Source organism: Enorma burkinafasonensis (genome assembly GCF_902150035.1).
In the GTDB taxonomy this organism is placed as follows: domain Bacteria; phylum Actinomycetota; class Coriobacteriia; order Coriobacteriales; family Coriobacteriaceae; genus Enorma; species Enorma burkinafasonensis.
In genome coordinates this window covers 19,745-36,109 of record NZ_LR597505.1, presented here as the reverse complement: position 1 = coordinate 36,109, position 16,365 = coordinate 19,745, and the positions used below count along the sequence as shown (strand labels likewise).

The following is a 16,365-nucleotide window of genomic DNA, read 5'->3' as shown; positions in this document are numbered from 1 at the left end:
GATGTCGCGACGCCCCCGCCCCCGGCGGATACCGGATGGGCCCCGTCGCTCCCGCACCGAATGAAACGGGGGACGGCCCCACGATACCGCAGCCTCTTCGAGGCGTGCCGGTCCGTGGGGCCGTCCCATGCGTCTGAGCGCCGGCCGCGTGCCCGGCGCCCGCGCGCTTCTAGCGCGTGTAGACCGTCTGGCCGCCCACGATCGTGCGCGCGACCTCGAGGTCGCCGTCGACGAGCGTGAGGTCGGCGTCGAAGCCGCGGGCGACGCTGCCCTTGGTGGGCAGGCCGATGAGCTTCGCGGGGTTGGCGGTCATGAGGCGCGCTGCGTGCTCGACATCCGTGTCGGCGAACTTCACGATGTTGCGGAGCGCCTGGGCGAGCGTCAGCGTGGAGCCGGCGCGCACGCCGGTGGTGGCGAGCTTGGCGTCGCCGTCCTCCACCACGACGTCGTTCACGCCGAGCTTGTAGTTGCCGTCGGGGAGGCCGGCCGCCATGATGGAGTCGGTGATCGCCACGACGCGGTCGAAGCCCTTCGCCTTGAGGTAGAGGCGCACGCTGCCCGGATGCAGATGGCGCCCGTCGCAGATCGCCTCGACGAAGAGGTCGGTCTCGAGCGCGACGCCCCAGATGGCGGGGTCGTGCTGGTGGAAGAGGCGCATGGCGTTGCCGAGGTGCGTGGCGCTCGCGGCACCGGCCCTCACGCAGGCCATCGACTGGTCGTAGCCCGCGCCGCTGTGGCCGATCGCGCAGGTGATGCCCATGGCGTTGAGCTCGGGGATGAGCTTCTCGACGCCGGGGACCTCGGGCGCGAGGGTCGTGTAGCGCACGTGCCCGCCCGAGGCCTCCTGGTACTGGCGGAAGAGCTCCACGCTCGCCTCGTGCATGAGCAGGTGCTCGGGCATGGCGCCCTTGTACTCGCTCGAGAGGCACGGGCCCTCCAGGTGGATGCCCAGGAGCGCGGCGCCGTCGTACGGGCCGCCCTCGATGACCTTGCGGGCCTGCTCCATGCACCAGAGCGTCTGCTCGGGCGTGTCGGTGAGCACCGAGCACAGCCAGCCGGTCACGCCCTGGCTCGCGAAGAAGCGGCCGATGGTGCGCAGGCCCTCCTCGTCGGCGGCGTTGACGTCGACGTTTGCGGCGCCGTGCGTGTGCACGTCGATGAAGCCGGGGAGCACTGTGAGGCCCGAGGCGTCGAGTTCGGGCAGGCCGTGGAGGTTCGCGTAGGAGCAGGGGAGGCCGACGATGCGGCCGTCCTCGACCACCACGTCGCGCCGCTCGATGCCGTCGGGCGTGAGCACGTTGCCACCGGTGATGTACAGGGACCTATCCATGGAAACGTCCTTTCACGCGGTGGCTAGAGCGGCTGCTCGGCGGCGACGGCGTTCACGTAGATGAGCGCGTCGGGGTGGTTCTGCAGGATGGTGACGGGGAAGGCGGCCGTGACGTCGCCGTAGGCCGCGCGGCGCACGACGGCGCGGTGCAGCACGCGGAAGACGCCCAAGCGCACCTTGCGGGCATGCAGGATCTCGTGCATGCCGATGGTCACGCAGCGGCTCGGCATATCCTCGAGGACGCCGCCCGAGTCGTTCATGGCGTTGACGGCGCGGGTCTCGGGGAGGATCTCGCGGGCGCGGGTCTTGAGCTCGGCGAACTCGTCGGCCGAAAGCTCGGGCTGCGGCTCGTTGAAGGCCAGGTGCCCCGTGATGCCGATGCCGCCGAAGGCGATGTCGACGCCGCCGAGCTCGTCGATGAGGGCGGGCACGTGGGCGGGGTCGTTGGGGTCGGGGAAGACGCGCTGGCTCTCGGGCATGAGCAGCTCGGGCGCGATCTTGCCGTAGACCTCGCGGTCCATGAAGCCGCGGAACGACAGCGGGTCGTCGTGGTCGATCCATTCGCCGTCATCGGTCAGGTACTCGTCCATGTTGATGAACCAGCAGTCCTTGAGCGAGAGCTTCCGCTCGTTCACGAGGCGGACGAAGATGGGGTAGTGGCCCGTGGGGCCCACCGGGCAGATGAAGACGGTCTTCTCGCCGCGGGCGTTGTGCTCCTCGATGGCGTTCACCATCTCGAGGGCCATCTCGTAGAACACCTCGCCGGAGTCGCCGAGCACCATCAGCGGGATCTTCGCACCCTCGCCGAGCTTGTCGGCCGGGATGCGGTAGTAGTCGTGGATCATGGGTTCTCCTCTCGATATAAGACAGCCGGACGCTGCGTTGGTCGCATGGTCCGGCTGTCGTTCGTCGCTACAGGTCAGACCTGAGCCACCAGGTTGTACGCGTGGGCGTTACGCGATGGTCTGGTAGATCTCGTAGGCCTGGTCCATGACATCGGTCTTGACGTAGTCCTCGACGGGGACCTCCGCCTCGACGGTGCCGTTGTCGAGGAAGACCTTCTGCTGGGCGCTGTAGTAGCCGAGGATGGTCTCGTTGTCGCCGATGGCGTCGGCGGCACCCTGCCAGTCGCCCTCGCCCGTGGCCTGCTGGAGGGTGTCCTCGGGCACGCCGAGCTCGTCAGCGAGCAGCGTGGCGACTTCCTCGATGTTCTCGGCGCGGTAGACCTGCGCCTTCTCGATGGCGGCGCCGAAGCGGGCCAGGACCTCGGCGTTCTCCTCGGCGTAGTCGGGCAGGCAGACGAAGCTCGAGGGGAAGGCGACCTCGTCGGAGTAGTCGGTGTTGGTGCCGAGGACGAGGTAGTTGTCGCCGAGCTCGTTGGCGATGGTCACGGTGTTGGGCGACCAGGTGGCGGCGGCGTCGATCTGGCCGGAGAGCAGAGCGGTGGTCATGCCGGAGACCTGCATCTCGACGGGGTTGATGTCGTCCATGGTCAGGCCGGCGTCACGCAGCACGTACTGCAGGATGATCTCGGACGAGGTGCCGGAGGACACGCCGACGGTCTTGCCGGCGAGCTCCTCGGCGGAGGCGACGCGGCTCTTGTCGACGACGACGGCGTCGGCCTGGGAGAGCTGGTCGAACTGGAACACGACGGCGTCGCCGCCGATGCACAGCGAGTGGGCGCCGTGGCCGATCTGGGCGATGTCGATGTCACCGGACTGCATAGCGGTGATCTCGGCCGGGCCGGCCTCGAACTGCTGCGGCTCGACGGTGATGCCGACCTCCTCGAAGTAGCCCTGGTCGATGGCCGTGAAGAGGGAGGAGGCGGAACCGAGGTTGGGCATGTAGGCCACGCGCAGGGTGACGGGCTCGTAGCTCGACTCGGCGGCGGCGCTGCCGGCGGTGCTGCCGCCGGTCGTGGTGCCACCGGTGCAGCCGGCGAGCGCGGCGGCGACGCCGAGACCGGCGGTGCCGGCGAGCATGCCGCGGCGGCTGACCATGAGATCGTTGAGGTACTTCATAAGGCACTCCTTCTCTTCGTGCGTCCCGCGGATCGGGAACGCATGATTACCTTAGTGATACCCGCATCGCACCGGGGCGATGCGATGCGGGACGGGTCTCATCCGTTACTTGCGGACGGACAGGTACTCCTGGTAGACCTGGCTCCAGATCTCGTTCTTGAGCTCCAGGAAGCGCGGGCTCATCTTGGTGGCCTGGTCGCGCGGGTAGGGGATGTCGATGTCGATGATGTCCTTCACGCGGCCGGGACGCGCGCTCATGATCACGCAGCGCTGGCCCAGGATGATGGCCTCCTCGACGTCATGGGTGATGAAGAAGCAGGTCTTGCGCTCCTTCTCCCAGGTCTCGATGAGCTCCTGCTGGAGCTGGGTGCGGGTCTGGGCGTCGAGGGCGCCGAAGGGCTCGTCCATGAGCAGGACCTTGGGGTTGGTGGCGTAGGCGCGGGCGATGGCGACGCGCTGCTTCATGCCGCCCGAGAGCTCCTTGGGGTAGTGGTTGGCGAAGTCCTCGAGCTCGACCATCTTGAGGTACTTGTGGGCGATCTCCTCGGCCTCCTCCTTGGACTTGCCCTGGAGCTTCAGGCCGAACATGACGTTCTTGATGACCGTGAGCCACGGGAAGAGCGCGTACTGCTGGAACACGATACCGCGCTCGGGGCTCGGGCCGTCGACGGGCTTGCCGTCGACGAGGACCTGACCCTCGGTGGGGGTCTCGAGGCCGCCGATGATGTTCAGAAGCGTGGATTTGCCGCAGCCGGACGGGCCGACGACCGTGATGAACTCGTTCTCGTGGATATCGAGGTCGACGCCGTTGAGCGCGGTCATCTCGCCCTTGCGCGTCTGGAACTTCTTCACCACATGGTCGATCTTGACCTTTACTGCATCGTTTCCTGCCATCCGGTGAACCTCCTTTCAAGGAAGCGAACGATCTTCTCGAAGCAGATGCCGATGACGCCGAGCAGGATGATGCCCAGCAGCACGGTAGCCATGTCGTAGTAACCGCTCGCCTGCTGGATCATCATGCCGAGGCCGCGGTCGCCGCCGACGATCTCGGAAGCCATGAGCGTCGTGAGCGAGGTGGACAGGCCCAGGCGCGCGGCGACGAGGATGAACGGGGTCGTCGCGGGGATGGTGACCTTGAAGAAGATGTCACGCTGCTTGGCGCCGAGCACGCGGGCGGCCTTGATGAGCGTGGTGTCGACACCCTTGACGCCCTGGTAGATGGTGACCACCTGCACGAGGAAGGCCGCGATGAAGATGACCGCGATCTTGGACTCGTTGCCGATGCCCAGCCAGGCGATGAGCAGGAAGACGTAGGCCAGCGGCGGGATGTTGCGCACGAACTGGATCCACGGCTCGATGATGTGGCGGATGGGCTCGTACCACGCCATGAGGAACGCGACCGGGATGGAGGTCACGAAGGCGATGCCGAAGCCGATGAGCACGCGCGAGAGGGACGCGGCGATGTGCTGCACGAGGCGGCCGCTGTTCCACTGGGTCACGAGGGCATCCAGGACCTCGGCGGGAGGCGCGAACACCGCGGGCATCTGGCTGGAGGCGACCAGCCAGAGCGCGATGGCGCAGGCGAATGAGATCAGCACCCAAACCATGTTGGGGATCTTCGCCCAGATTGGCACTTTCTTTTGATCCATCGTATGGGACTCCTTCCTCACGCGGTTCCAGAGTGTCTCCGTGTTCACTTATACGTTTAAGTGGACGCGCAAAACTCAGGTAACCAAAGTTTAAAGTTCTGTAAAACGAATTGGTAGGGGTGTTGACCTACCGTTCAGCGGGCGAGAACGACCGTTCAAACCTCAATCAGCAGGTAGATAGCATTGGACGCTACCCTTGCCGCGGGGGCTGCAATCCGCGAACGGTTGAGAACGGGGGGCAAACGGTCAAATTCCAGCTCTCGTCAGCCTGTGTTGAGGAATATGAAAATGGTGCTTCTTACTTAAACGTATAAGTTATATGCTATGGGTGGTATCGCGAAACGTGGATGCCTGTGTGCGGGCATCATCGGGCTGGGGAAGGAGTGGAGATGGGCAAGCGCGTCACGCTCAAGGACATCGCTCAGGCCGCGAACGTGACCACCGCGACCGTCTCGTATGTCATCAACGACACCCCCGGGCAGAAGATCGCGCCCGAGACGCGCAAGCGCGTCCTGCGCGCCGCGCGCGAGCTCCACTACATCCCCAGCAGCGCCGCCCGCGCCCTCAGGCGCAAGCGCACGGGGTGCGTGGGCGTGGTCGCGAAGAAGAACCTCGCGGTGCCCCGCTTCAGCCAGACGATCCAGGGCATCCAGAGCGAACTCGAGCGCAACGGCCTCATGGTCCTGCTCTGCACCAACAAGATGAAGGACGGAGGGCTCTCGGACTACCTGCTCGCCTACTACGAGGGCCGCGTCGACGGCGTGATCTTTCTGGGCAAGGACAACGTCGGCCCGGACGAGGCGAGCGTCGAGCGCATCGAGCGCGACGGGATTCCCTTCGTCACCTTCGACTGCCAGCAGTCCTCCGACGCCTTCAGCTCGGTGGACTTCGACTACCGCGGCGGCGCGCGCCTGCTTGCCGAGCGGGTCGCCGCGCGCGCCCCGCGCCGCGTCCTCTACGTCAAGCCGCAGATGGCGACCGCGCAGGAGGAGCAGCGAAGCGCCGGTCTGCACGACGTCTTCGACGGCTATCCCGCCATCGAGCTCATCGAGGTCGAGGCGCCCATCACGCTCGGCAACCTCGACACCTGGGATCTGCGCTACTCGGTGGGCATCACCGACGAGGGCGAGCGGCTGACCGACGCCTTCATGGACACGCTGCGCCGCGCGAGCGAGCCCTTGGAGCCCGGCGACGCCTTCATAGCGAGCTGGTCGGGGTGGACCGAGCCCATCAGGCACCTGTTCCGCTACCGCGGCGTGATCACCGCCGAGCTCGCGAACAACGGCGAGAGCCAGTTCCATCCCGATTACTACACGCGCATGCCCAACTTCGACGCGGGCGTCGCCTGCGCGGATGAGATCCTGTCGCGCATCGAGGGCAAGCCCGCCTCGGCGCGGCTGATGCGCCTCACCAATATCATGAGCCCCTCGGCGGGGCGCCGACCGCGCCGCGACGCGGGGCCCGCGGGCGAGGTGCTATGACGGGGGAAGCAGCCAGGTACGGTAGGGAGCCCTTCGGGGCACGTCTCAGGTAAGGTGGTCGAACATGGCAACGCAAGGCGATAACCTGCTGGTCATCCACGGAGGGGGGCCGACGGCGGTCATCAACGCGTCGCTCTACGGCGCGGTGCGCACCGCGCTCGGCGCGCCCGGCGTGGGTGCGGTCCTCGGCGCCCGCGGGGGCGTGGCGGGACTTGCCGCGGGCGACTTCGTCGATTTCCGCGCGGTGCCCGAGAGCGACCTCGCCCTGCTGCCGTCCACGCCGTCCTCGGCGATCGGCACCGGGCGCGACGCCGTGGACGAGGAGGGGTACCGCCGCCTCGCTGAGGCAATCGCCCGGCACGGCATCCGCTGGGTGCTCATGACGGGCGGCAACGGCTCGATGGACACCTGCGGCAAGATCTACCACGCGTGCTGCGAGGCGGGCGTCGACGTGGGCGTCATGGGCATCCCCAAGACGATGGACAACGACATCGCCGTGACCGACCACGCGCCGGGCTTCGGCAGCGCCGCGCGCTTCGTGGCGCAGACGACCTCCGAGGTCTGCTGCGACGTGAAGGGCCTTCCCATCCATATCGTGGTCCTCGAGGTCATGGGCCGCTCGGCGGGCTGGGTAGCGGCGTCGTCCGCGCTCGCCGCCGACGCGGGCATCGCCGGGCCCGACCTCATCTACATGCCCGAGCGCGCCTTCAACGAGGACGAGTTTTTGGCAGACGTCCAGGCGCTCATCGACGAGAAGCGCTCCGGCGTGGTGGTGGCGAGCGAGGGCCTGCACTACGCCGACGGCACGCCCATCGTCGAGCCGGTCATGACGGTCGGCCGCGCGACGTACTTCGGCGACGTCTCCGCGCACCTCGCGAACCTCATCATCAAGAAGCTCGGCTACAAGGCGCGCTCCGAGAAGCCGGGCCTCGTGGGCCGCGCCTCGATCGCCTACCAGAGCTCGGTCGACCGCGACGAGGCCATCCGCGCCGGCAGCGAGGCCGTGCGCGCGGCGCTCGAGGGCGACTCGGGCAAGATGATCGGCTTCGAGCGCGAGGGCGGCGCGGACTACGCTGTCCGCTGCGTGCGCATCCCCATCGAGCAGGTGATGCTCGACGAGCAGCACCTGCCCGACGAGTTCATCAACGAGCGGGGCAACGGCGTCACCGAGGCCTTCCGCACCTGGTGCCGCCCGCTCATCGGCGAGCCCCTGCCGCGCCTCGTGAGCTTCGCGTAGCGCGCGCCCGGCGCCTGCCACCCGTAAGGCTTCAAGCGACCTAGAAGGAGCGATGCATATGAAACGGATCTACCTCAACCTCAAGCGCTTCGACGTGAAGCCCGAGCTCGGCGGCGTCAACCGCCTCGCCGACCCGCGCACGTGGGGTACCGCCGTCGTCGAGGCGCTGCAGGACGGCGTGACGGAGCTCGCCGACAAGGCGCATTTCGCGGCGTTTCTGCCCGAGTCCCATCTGATCCCGGCGACCGGCGCGCTCAAGGAGGGCTCGGCGCTGCACGTGGGCTGCCAGGGCATCCACCGCGCCACGACCGCCCCGGGCGGCAACTTCGGCGCCTTCACGAGCCTGCGCCCCGCCTCCGCCATGGTGCAGCTGGGCGTCGACAGCGTGCTCGTCGGCCACTGCGAGGAGCGCAACGCCCTGCGCGAGGTCATGGCCGCCGTGGGCGTCGAGGGCACCGACGCCGCGCCCGCGGTCGACCGCCTGCTCAACGAGGAGCTCAAATGCGCCGTGGACGCCGGGCTCGACGTGCTGTTCTGCATCGGCGAGCGCGAGGAGGAGGCCGACGCGTGGCACGACGTGATCTCGGCGCAGATCGAGCGCGGACTGGCGGGCGTCGACACCTCCAAGGTCGCCCTCGCCTACGAGCCGGTGTGGAGCATCGGCCCGGGCAAGACGCCGGCGGGCAAGGAGCACATCACGCGTGTGGCCGAGCTCGCCAAGCAGGCATCGGGCGGCCTGCCCGTCGTCTACGGCGGCGGCCTCAAGAGCGACAACGCCGAGATGCTCGCCAGCATCGACGCGATCGACGGCGGCCTCATCGCGCTCACGCGCTTCACCGGCGAGATCGGCTTCTACCCGGAGGAGTACTTCGAGATCGTCCGCCTGTACCTGGGCGTGTAGATCGAAAGCCGCAACGCAGGGCACCATACGGTTTGACAGAAAGGAACCGCAATGCATCTTGATTTCGAGTGGGGCACCGGCATGATGGGAGCCGAGCTCCCCGACACGACCGACGTCTTCGTCACCGGCGAGACCGTCAAGGACCCCGAGTGCCTGCCGCAGGACTGGGACAGCCTCTACAACGCGACGCTCGAGAGCATCCGCAACCCCATCGGCATGGACCCGCTGGCCTCCTACGCGCACCCGGGCGCGAAGGTCGTCATCGTCATCCCCGACATCGTGAAGGGCGGCACGCAGCCCACCGCGCACCGCAAGGTCGCCATCCGCGCCTGCCTGGACGAGCTCTTCGCCCAGGGCGTCAAGCACGATGACGTGCTGCTGCTGTTCTCCAACGGCCTGCACCCCCGCACCTCCACCGCCGAGGCCAAGCAGATCCTCGGCGAGGAGCTCTACAACGAGTTCGAGGGCACCGGCCAGATCACGAGCCACGACTCCGAGGACTACGACCACCTCGTCGACCTCGGCTTCACGCCGCAGGGCGACCACGTGATCATGAACAAGTACGTCTACGACGCCGACATCGCCATCCTCATCGGCCACACGCAGGGCAACCCCTACGGCGGCTACTCGGGCGGCTACAAGCACTGCGCCACCGGCATCACCCACTGGCGCTCCATCAGCGCGCACCACGTGCCGCGCGTCATGAGCCGCCCCGACTTCGTGCCCGTGTCCACGTCCTCGCTCATGCGCGACAAGTTCGACCAGCAGGGCATGTTCATGGAAGAGAAGATGGGCAAGAAGTTCTTCTGCTGCGATGCGGTGCTCGACACCTGGAGCCGCCAGATCGCCATCTTCTCGGGCTACGCCGCCGAGATGCAGCCCGTCTCCTGGGCCGTGGCCGACAAGCGCACCTACGTGCACTGGGCCGAGAAGAAGTACGACATCGTGGTCATGGGCATGCCCACGAACTTCCACTACGGCGACGGTATGGGCACGAACCCCATCCAGATGATGCAGGCCGTCTCGGCCCAGGTCATCCGCCACAAGCGCATCCTCTCCGACCACTGTGTCTTCGTGATCGCGAGCTACTGCAACGGCTGGTTCCACGACGAGCGCTGGCCGTACCTGCGCGAGCAGTGGGAGCTGTGGCAGTCCGACAAGATGAACACCCTCGACGAGATGATCAAGTACGGCGAGTACTTCGCCACCAACGAGGAGTACATCCGCAAGTACCGCTTCGCCAACGCCTTCCACCCGTTCCACGGCTTCAGCATGATGACCTGCGGCAACCTCGCCGAGAAGTACCTCGCGGCCACCTACATCGTGGGCGCCCAGAAGCCCGGTATCGCCCGCACCATGGGCCTCAAGACGCGTCCGACCTTCGAGGAGGCCATCGCCGACGCCACGCGCAAGTACACCGACGGCAACCCCAATATCCTGGCGCTGCCGCACGCGTACAACCGCGCCGTGCCGCACCTGTGCATGAAGGACCCGTCCCAGAACAGCACCTTCATGGATGACGCCCCGGCGCATCCCTGCGGCTGCTAGCGATCCCGGCACCCGGGCGGGGCTCGCGCCCTGCCCGGGCTTTTGCTATCCCGATGGGAGCTGATTTATGCTCGACCTGAATATCACCTTCGCCGAGAAGTTCGTCGCGCGCGACGAGCTCGAGGCCTATGCCGCCGCGCACGCGGACGTGCTCGCGCGCTGCCAAGCGGGCGAGGAGCGCTATGCCGACTCGCAGGGATGGCTCGATGTCGATGAGTGGGCGGGGGAGGAGACCCTCGCGCGCATCGAGGAGCTCGCGCGCAAGATCCGCGGCATCGCCGACACGTTCGTGATCATCGGCGTCGGCGGCTCGAACAACTCGGCACGCGCCGTCATCAAGGCCCTGGCGCCCGAGGGCGCGCGCATCGTCTACGCGGGCAACACCCTGTCCGCCTTCGAGCTCAACCGCGTCCTGCGCGAGCTCGACGGGCACGACGTCGTGATCGACTGCATCGCCAAGAACTTCGAGACCCTGGAGCCCGGCTCCTCGTTCCGCCTGCTCCGCCAGTACCTCGTCGAGCGCTACGGCACCGAGGAGGCGGCGCGCCGCATCGTGTGCACCGGCACCATCGGCTCGCCGCTCGAGGACCTCTGCCGCGCGGAGGGCTACACCTTCGTGCCGTTCGCGACCAACGTGGGCGGCCGCTACACCGCGCTCACCGAGGTGCACCTGCTGCCGCTCGCCGTCGCCGGCGCGGACATCCGCGGCCTCGTCGCGGGCGCCAAGGAGATGCAGGGCATCTGCCGCGGCATCTCGGGCACGGCGAACTCCGCCTGGCGCTACGCGTGCCTGCGCAACATCCTGTGGGACCGCGGGTATCGCGTCGAGCTGCTCGGCTTCTTCGAGCCGCGCTTCCGCTGGTTCTCGAAGTGGTGGGAGCAGCTCTTCGCCGAGAGCGAGGGCAAGGACGGGCGCGGCATCTTCCCGTCGTCCATCGAGTGCTCCGAGGAGATGCACTCGCTCGGCCAGTACGCCCAGGACGGCACCCACCAGCTGTTCGAGACCTTCATCGACCTTTTGAACCCCGGCGAGGGCGACAGCCTCGTGCTCGGCGGGACCGACGTCGCCGATGCCTTCGGGTATCTGGACGGCAAGGACTTCTGGGACATCAATAAGGCGAGCTTCTCGGCGACGCGCGCCGCGCACGCTGAGGTACTTCCTGTGATGACCTTGGAGTTGGACCACCTCGATGCGGAACATATGGGTATGATGTTCTACTGGTTCGCGTTCGCCTGCTATCTTTCGGGCGAGCTGCTGGGCGTCAACCCGTTTGACCAGCCCGGCGTGGAGGCATATAAGCGCCTGATGTTCCAGGCTCTGGGAAAGTAGAGAGAGGAAACCCCCACATGAAGAATGTAAAGCTGCTGTGCGCTGCCGGTACGTCGACGACGATGCTGGCCGCCAAGGTCCAGGAGACCGCCGACCGCCTCGGCCTTGAGATGAAGGTCTCCGCCGCCGCGATCTCGTCGCTCGAGGAGGCTGCGAACGACGCCGACCTGCTGCTTCTGACCCCGCAGGTCGAGTTCAAGCTCGATGTCGTGAAGATGAGCTGCCCCGACACCAAGATCGCGGTGCTCTCCGCCGACGCGTTCGCCAACATGGACGCCGAGGCCATCATCGCGCAGATCAACCGCGAGCTCGCCTAGCGACGGGACGATACGCACGATCGCGGGGGCGCCTGGTGCGTCCCCGCTTTTCGTTACAGGGCGACTGGCCGGCGCTCGGCTGGGTCGCGGGAGAGGGATACCACCATGAGCAAGACGCTCTATCTGGACTGCACCTGCGGCATCAGCGGTGACATGACCGTTGCCGCCCTGCTCGACCTCGGGGGCAACGAGGCGCGCCTGCGCGATGCGCTGGCGTCGCTTCCGGTCGACGGGTACGAGGTGCGGGTGTCGCGCGTCGCGAAAGCCGGCCTCGATTGCTGCGACTTCGACGTGGTGCTCGACCCCGCGCACGAGAACCACGACCACGACATGGCCTACCTGCACGGGATGGACGCCGGGGCGGGAAGCTGCCATGAGGGGCACGTGCACGGCCATGGGCACGCCTACGATGGCGGGCATCGCCACGACCACGAGCACGCCCACGAGCATGGGCACGGCCACGACCACGTGCACGACCACGATCATGTCCACGAGCACGACCACGATCATGGGCATACCCATGGCCACCACCATCACGAGCACCGCGGCCCGGCGGACATCGACCGCATCATCGATGCGGGGCAGCTCGCCCCGCGTGCCCGCGATCTCGCGCACCGCATGGTCGCCATCATCGCCGCGGCCGAGGCCAAGGCCCACGGCGTCCCCCTCGACGAGGTGCATTTCCACGAGGTCGGCGCCGTCGACTCGATCGTCGACATCGTCTCGGTGGCGGTGCTCATCGACGACCTCGATATCGACCGCGTGATCGTGCCGCGCCTCGTCGACGGGCACGGGACCATTCGCTGCCAGCACGGCATCATCCCGGTGCCGGTGCCTGCCACGCTCAACATCGTCGAGCAGCAGGGGCTGCCGCTCACGATCGGTGACACCGAGGGCGAGCTCGTCACGCCCACCGGCGCCGCCATCGTCGCCGCGCTCGACGCCGAGCGCGAGCTGCCGGCGCGCTTCACGGTGAAGGCCGTCGGGCTCGGCGCGGGCAAGCGCGCCTACGAGACGCCGTCTGTCCTGCGCGCGCTCGTGATCGAGGACGCCACCCCGGTCCCCCAGGACCGCATCGTGCGCCTGGAGTGCGACATCGACGACGCGACGGGCGAGCAGCTCGGCTATGCCGCCGACGCCCTGCGCGCCGCCGGTGCGCGCGAGGTGCATTGGGTCCCCGTCTTCACCAAGAAGGGGCGTCCCGCTTGGCAGCTCCAGGTCATCTGCACGGCCGAGGACGTCGACCGCCTGGAGGCCATCATCTTCGCGGAGACCGCTACCATCGGCATCCGCCGCTGGCCGTGCGAGCGCAGCGTGCTCCGGCGCGAGACGGGGACGGCCGAGACGCCGTGGGGCACCGTCCGGACCAAGGCGGTCACCCTCCCCGACGGGACCCGTCACGAGAAGCCGGAGTTCGACGATTGCGCCGCGCTCGCCGAGCGCGAGGGCATCAGTCTGCGCGCCGTGCAGGACGCCGCCGCGGCGGCGCTGGGACGGTAGCCGCCCCGCATCGTCGCGTAACCGGGTGCGCTCGCGCTGTTAGGTGCATCCGTTTTATCGTTAGGTGCAGAACCGCAGGGGGATGGCGGAACGCCGAATTCTATTTCCCTGCCGCTCTGCACCTAACGCTCTTTTTTGTGCACGCAACGTCAACGTGCTCGCTTAGGCGAGGCCGCATGCGGCGTCTTTTGTCTACAAGCGGCGGTGTCATCCAAGGCCCTTCATCAGCTTCGTGCGCCCATCGCGTCCAGGGGCACCCCGGCTTCCGAGAGAAGCCGGAAGAAGTAGCCTTCATCCAGCGCTTCGGCGAGGGAGAACCTGACGACGGTGGCGCCGGTCAGGTTGATACGCGACTCGCGCCGCCGCTCCGCGGCGAGTACGCTGACCGCATGGTCGAGGCCCCCGCCACCTCTGGAATTCTGAGGTTGATATTTCCCCATACCATCCAGCTCGGCGATGATGACCTTCCCATCGTCCCTCCGCCAGAGGTAGTCGACGCGCTTCATGGCTCCAGGACAGAGGGGGTCCTCGATCTCCGCCTGGAGCTCGGGGAGGGCGAAGCCCAGATCGATCATGATGCCGCGCGCAATCGATTCCCCTCCGTTCTCGCTCCGTCCATCGGCATAGGCCACGGTTCTGCGGGCTCTCGCGATCCCGTGCCGGCCCCTCCCGTGTTCGCGGAGATACGCGCGGAGCTCCTCGCGGTCGACGAGCTGCCATCGAAGCGCCGAGTCGACGATGGCGAGACCGTACCGGAAGTCGGCCTGGCACATGCAGGATAGAAGAGTGGGGAGTATGGGGCAGACGTTGATGCCCAGCTGCCACGTATGGCTGTTGTCCGGCACGGGATGGCAGACGGCAATCCCGGGCAATCGGCGTCGGTTTCCGTTGGGCGGGACGGCGATATGGAGACGTTTCAGGAGCGGGCGCGGCACCTGGAGGCCATAGAGCACCGCCGCCGTGAAGGAGCAGAACGTCCAGTGGGGATGGAGATGCGCCACCGCCCTGATGAGATGTAGGTAGATCGTCGTCGGGTCGAGTTGCTCAAGCGCGGATGTGCGCAAGAAGAACCCCTCGAAGGGCATGCTGAGACGCCCGGTTGCCAGATGGCGCCTGAGCAGCTCGTTCTCGCGTCTCGTGCGTGGCGTCGCGAGGCGCCCCGCCCGCTCGCATTCGTCGAGGTATGATTCGGTTGACAGTCTTCTCGCCGGCATCGAGACCTCCTTTCGTCGATGCGGCTCCAGCGTAGACGCAACGTCTTGCCGATCGCTGCCCGAAACCTCACGGCGTTCCAACCGGTTGCTCACGGCGGTCTCCCCGCATTTGCACCGCCCGAGGGTAGAGGGGGAGGGGGCTGCCTCGCGGTGAACAAGTTCGCGGCGGGCGCCCGTCAGAGACCATTCGATATACATATCCGCCCGCCGGACATAGGGCACGGCACGCCCCGCCAGCGGCAGCGCGAGCGACCAAAGGCCAAGGTGAAAACCCGCTTGATTGGGCGATAGGTGCCGCGCGTGCTTCATCGAGCGGGGCCCAGACGTTAGGTGCGGTGCATTTCGTGTTAGGTGCAAAATCCCTGCGAAATAGACGAGTTCTATTCGGCGTTTCCCAGTGGGTATGCACCTAACGTGTTTGAGGATGCACCTAACGCATTCGAGCCTGCACTCAACGCATTCGAGCGTGCACCCCATGTCGGTCATCGTAGAAGCGTTGAAGAATTATGGTGAACGGGCCTTGGGATGGCGGTGAACGGTCGGATTGGCCGGGCGAATGGCAAACGCTCGGGTTTATATTGCATGCGGAGCAGGATAGGAGCACAATCTACTTAAACGATTAACTTAATCGTTTAAGTATCGTTAGAAGATGACGAGAGGAGGGCGCATGAAGCGGGTTACCGGCAAGGACGTCGCCGCGCGCGCGGGCGTAACCGCCGCGACCGTTTCCTATGTGCTCTCCGGTTCCGACAAGGTGTCCGTTTCCGATGCGACGCGCCAGCGCGTCCTCGACGCGGCCCGCGAGCTCGGGTACGTTCCCGATATGGCGGCGAAATCCCTTCGTCGCCGGGAGAGCAAGACTATCGGTGTCGCCATCGAGAAGAACCTCGCCACGCCGCGCTACGCATGGGCGCTGCAGGGCATGGTACAGGCGGCCGCCCGGCTTGGATACCACATCACCATCTGCCGCGATCGCATGGCCGATAACGGCATGATGGAATACCTATCCATGTACTACGAGCGTTTGGTGGACGGCATCGTGTTCGTCGGTACCGATAACGTGGGTCCCGATGCCGAGACCGTCCAGCGCGTCGAGCGCGACCGGATCCCGTTCGTCGCGCTCGATTGCCAGCTCGATGAAGCGCCGTTCGGAACCGTCGATTTCGACTACCGCGGCGGAGCGTATGCGGTCACGGAGTATCTGCTCAAGCGCAAGGCCGGCTGCGTCGCCTATATCCGACCCGAGGTGGATACCGCCCAGGAGCGCCTGCGCGAGGAGGGTGTGCGCGCCGCATGCACCGATCTCGGTGCTCCCGAGCCGTTCGTCGGGTATGTGCCGATCGGGCGCAGCGCACTTGCGAGCTACGACGCCGACCGCCCTGCACAGGATGCCGCCGGGCAGGTCACCACCGCCGACATCACGCGCACCGATTACTCCCAGCTTGCCTATATGGTGCATGCGTCGTTAGCCGATGGGGTGCGCGACGGAGACCTGATCATATGCAGCTGGGCGGGCTGGTCGGGCATCATGCGCCAGGTAAGCGGCTACCTGCTCTCACTGTTTGGTGACCTCGCGAGCAGCACCTCGAGTGCGTTTTCCGCGGACGCCTATGCCGTCATGCCCAACTACGAGGCGGGCGAGGCATGCGTCACCCAGCTGGTCGGGCAGATCGGGGGACGTCCGCCTGAGGCGACCGTGCTTCCGCTGCGTTGCCAGCCATCAGAGTTCCTCAGCGACATCTAGCGATCACGGCAAGAGAAGATAAGGCGATTTCGATCAAGAACTTAATCGATTAATTATTCGCGATGAACCAATGAGCAATCCAGGAAGGCAGAG

Annotated in this window: 14 protein-coding genes; 8 read left to right on the top strand and 6 right to left on the bottom strand. The window is 66.7% G+C overall.

Features of this window, described 5'->3' with window-relative positions:
- Positions 1–169: 169 nt before the first annotated feature.
- The 5 genes from nagA to FS885_RS04155 all read right to left on the bottom strand — a co-directional run bounded on the left by nagA (position 170) and on the right by FS885_RS04155 (position 5,000).
- Positions 170–1,330 carry an N-acetylglucosamine-6-phosphate deacetylase gene (gene nagA, locus FS885_RS04175; protein WP_144743747.1) on the bottom strand — a complete coding sequence of 387 codons (1,161 nt, stop codon included), beginning with the start codon at positions 1,328–1,330 and terminating at the stop codon, positions 170–172.
- 23 nt (positions 1,331–1,353) lie between these two features.
- Positions 1,354–2,175, bottom strand: a complete 822-nt coding sequence (locus tag FS885_RS04170) for a sugar phosphate isomerase family (protein WP_144743746.1) — start codon at positions 2,173–2,175, stop codon at positions 1,354–1,356.
- A gap of 108 nt (positions 2,176–2,283) precedes the next feature.
- Positions 2,284–3,351 carry an ABC transporter substrate-binding protein gene (locus tag FS885_RS04165; protein ID WP_144743745.1) on the bottom strand — a complete coding sequence of 356 codons (1,068 nt, stop codon included), beginning with the start codon at positions 3,349–3,351 and terminating at the stop codon, positions 2,284–2,286.
- 105 nt (positions 3,352–3,456) lie between these two features.
- Complete coding sequence (locus tag FS885_RS04160) at positions 3,457–4,245, bottom strand: ABC transporter ATP-binding protein (protein ID WP_144743744.1); 789 nt, start codon at positions 4,243–4,245, stop codon at positions 3,457–3,459.
- Positions 4,224–5,000 (bottom strand): ABC transporter permease, encoded by a 777-nt coding sequence (locus FS885_RS04155; RefSeq protein WP_144743743.1) that lies wholly within the window; start codon positions 4,998–5,000, stop codon positions 4,224–4,226. Before FS885_RS04155 ends, FS885_RS04160 begins: the two co-directional genes overlap by 22 nt.
- Positions 5,001–5,389: 389 nt before the next feature.
- Between FS885_RS04155 and FS885_RS04150 the strand changes: the two genes are divergently transcribed.
- From FS885_RS04150 to larC, 7 genes are all read left to right on the top strand, one after another.
- Positions 5,390–6,481, top strand: a complete 1,092-nt coding sequence (locus FS885_RS04150) for a LacI family DNA-binding transcriptional regulator (protein ID WP_186365778.1) — start codon at positions 5,390–5,392, stop codon at positions 6,479–6,481.
- A 64-nt stretch (positions 6,482–6,545) separates the two neighbouring features.
- Positions 6,546–7,718 (top strand): diphosphate--fructose-6-phosphate 1-phosphotransferase, encoded by a 1,173-nt coding sequence (locus FS885_RS04145; protein WP_144743741.1) that lies wholly within the window; start codon positions 6,546–6,548, stop codon positions 7,716–7,718.
- 58 nt (positions 7,719–7,776) lie between these two features.
- Positions 7,777–8,619: a triose-phosphate isomerase gene (locus tag FS885_RS04140; protein ID WP_144743740.1), complete on the top strand. Its 843-nt coding sequence runs from the start codon at positions 7,777–7,779 to the stop codon at positions 8,617–8,619.
- 51 nt (positions 8,620–8,670) lie between these two features.
- The gene (locus tag FS885_RS04135; protein WP_144743739.1) at positions 8,671–10,167 is read left to right on the top strand and encodes a lactate racemase domain-containing protein; all 1,497 of its coding nucleotides are present in this window, start codon (positions 8,671–8,673) and stop codon (positions 10,165–10,167) included.
- 67 nt (positions 10,168–10,234) lie between these two features.
- Positions 10,235–11,497: a glucose-6-phosphate isomerase gene (locus FS885_RS04130; protein WP_144743738.1), complete on the top strand. Its 1,263-nt coding sequence runs from the start codon at positions 10,235–10,237 to the stop codon at positions 11,495–11,497.
- Between the two features lie 17 nt (positions 11,498–11,514).
- Positions 11,515–11,814 (top strand): PTS sugar transporter subunit IIB, encoded by a 300-nt coding sequence (locus FS885_RS04125; RefSeq protein ID WP_144743737.1) that lies wholly within the window; start codon positions 11,515–11,517, stop codon positions 11,812–11,814.
- A 105-nt stretch (positions 11,815–11,919) separates the two neighbouring features.
- The gene (larC, locus tag FS885_RS04120; protein WP_144743736.1) at positions 11,920–13,314 is read left to right on the top strand and encodes a nickel pincer cofactor biosynthesis protein LarC; all 1,395 of its coding nucleotides are present in this window, start codon (positions 11,920–11,922) and stop codon (positions 13,312–13,314) included.
- Positions 13,315–13,538: 224 nt separating this feature from the next.
- Here larC and FS885_RS04115 read toward each other — a convergent pair whose 3' ends face one another.
- Complete coding sequence (locus tag FS885_RS04115) at positions 13,539–14,528, bottom strand: hypothetical protein (protein ID WP_144743735.1); 990 nt, start codon at positions 14,526–14,528, stop codon at positions 13,539–13,541.
- 667 nt (positions 14,529–15,195) lie between these two features.
- Between FS885_RS04115 and FS885_RS04110 the strand changes: the two genes are divergently transcribed.
- On the top strand, positions 15,196–16,272 hold the full coding sequence (locus FS885_RS04110) for a LacI family DNA-binding transcriptional regulator (protein ID WP_186365777.1): 1,077 nt from the start codon (positions 15,196–15,198) through the stop codon (positions 16,270–16,272).
- Positions 16,273–16,365 lie beyond the last annotated feature (93 nt).

What these genes read in the sequence shown, in the direction of transcription:
- FS885_RS04160 (WP_144743744.1), bottom strand. Translation starts at nt 4,245, where the DNA reads ATGGCAGGAAACGATGCAGTAAAGGTCAAGATCGACCATGTGGTGAAG.
- nagA (WP_144743747.1), bottom strand. Translation starts at nt 1,330, where the DNA reads ATGGATAGGTCCCTGTACATCACCGGTGGCAACGTGCTCACGCCCGAC.
- FS885_RS04170 (WP_144743746.1), bottom strand. Translation starts at nt 2,175, where the DNA reads ATGATCCACGACTACTACCGCATCCCGGCCGACAAGCTCGGCGAGGGT.
- FS885_RS04130 (WP_144743738.1), top strand. Translation starts at nt 10,235, where the DNA reads ATGCTCGACCTGAATATCACCTTCGCCGAGAAGTTCGTCGCGCGCGAC.
- FS885_RS04150 (WP_186365778.1), top strand. Translation starts at nt 5,390, where the DNA reads ATGGGCAAGCGCGTCACGCTCAAGGACATCGCTCAGGCCGCGAACGTG.
- FS885_RS04125 (WP_144743737.1), top strand. Translation starts at nt 11,515, where the DNA reads ATGAAGAATGTAAAGCTGCTGTGCGCTGCCGGTACGTCGACGACGATG.
- FS885_RS04115 (WP_144743735.1), bottom strand. Translation starts at nt 14,528, where the DNA reads ATGCCGGCGAGAAGACTGTCAACCGAATCATACCTCGACGAATGCGAG.
- FS885_RS04145 (WP_144743741.1), top strand. Translation starts at nt 6,546, where the DNA reads ATGGCAACGCAAGGCGATAACCTGCTGGTCATCCACGGAGGGGGGCCG.
- FS885_RS04155 (WP_144743743.1), bottom strand. Translation starts at nt 5,000, where the DNA reads ATGGATCAAAAGAAAGTGCCAATCTGGGCGAAGATCCCCAACATGGTT.
- FS885_RS04140 (WP_144743740.1), top strand. Translation starts at nt 7,777, where the DNA reads ATGAAACGGATCTACCTCAACCTCAAGCGCTTCGACGTGAAGCCCGAG.
- FS885_RS04135 (WP_144743739.1), top strand. Translation starts at nt 8,671, where the DNA reads ATGCATCTTGATTTCGAGTGGGGCACCGGCATGATGGGAGCCGAGCTC.
- larC (WP_144743736.1), top strand. Translation starts at nt 11,920, where the DNA reads ATGAGCAAGACGCTCTATCTGGACTGCACCTGCGGCATCAGCGGTGAC.
- FS885_RS04165 (WP_144743745.1), bottom strand. Translation starts at nt 3,351, where the DNA reads ATGAAGTACCTCAACGATCTCATGGTCAGCCGCCGCGGCATGCTCGCC.
- FS885_RS04110 (WP_186365777.1), top strand. Translation starts at nt 15,196, where the DNA reads ATGAAGCGGGTTACCGGCAAGGACGTCGCCGCGCGCGCGGGCGTAACC.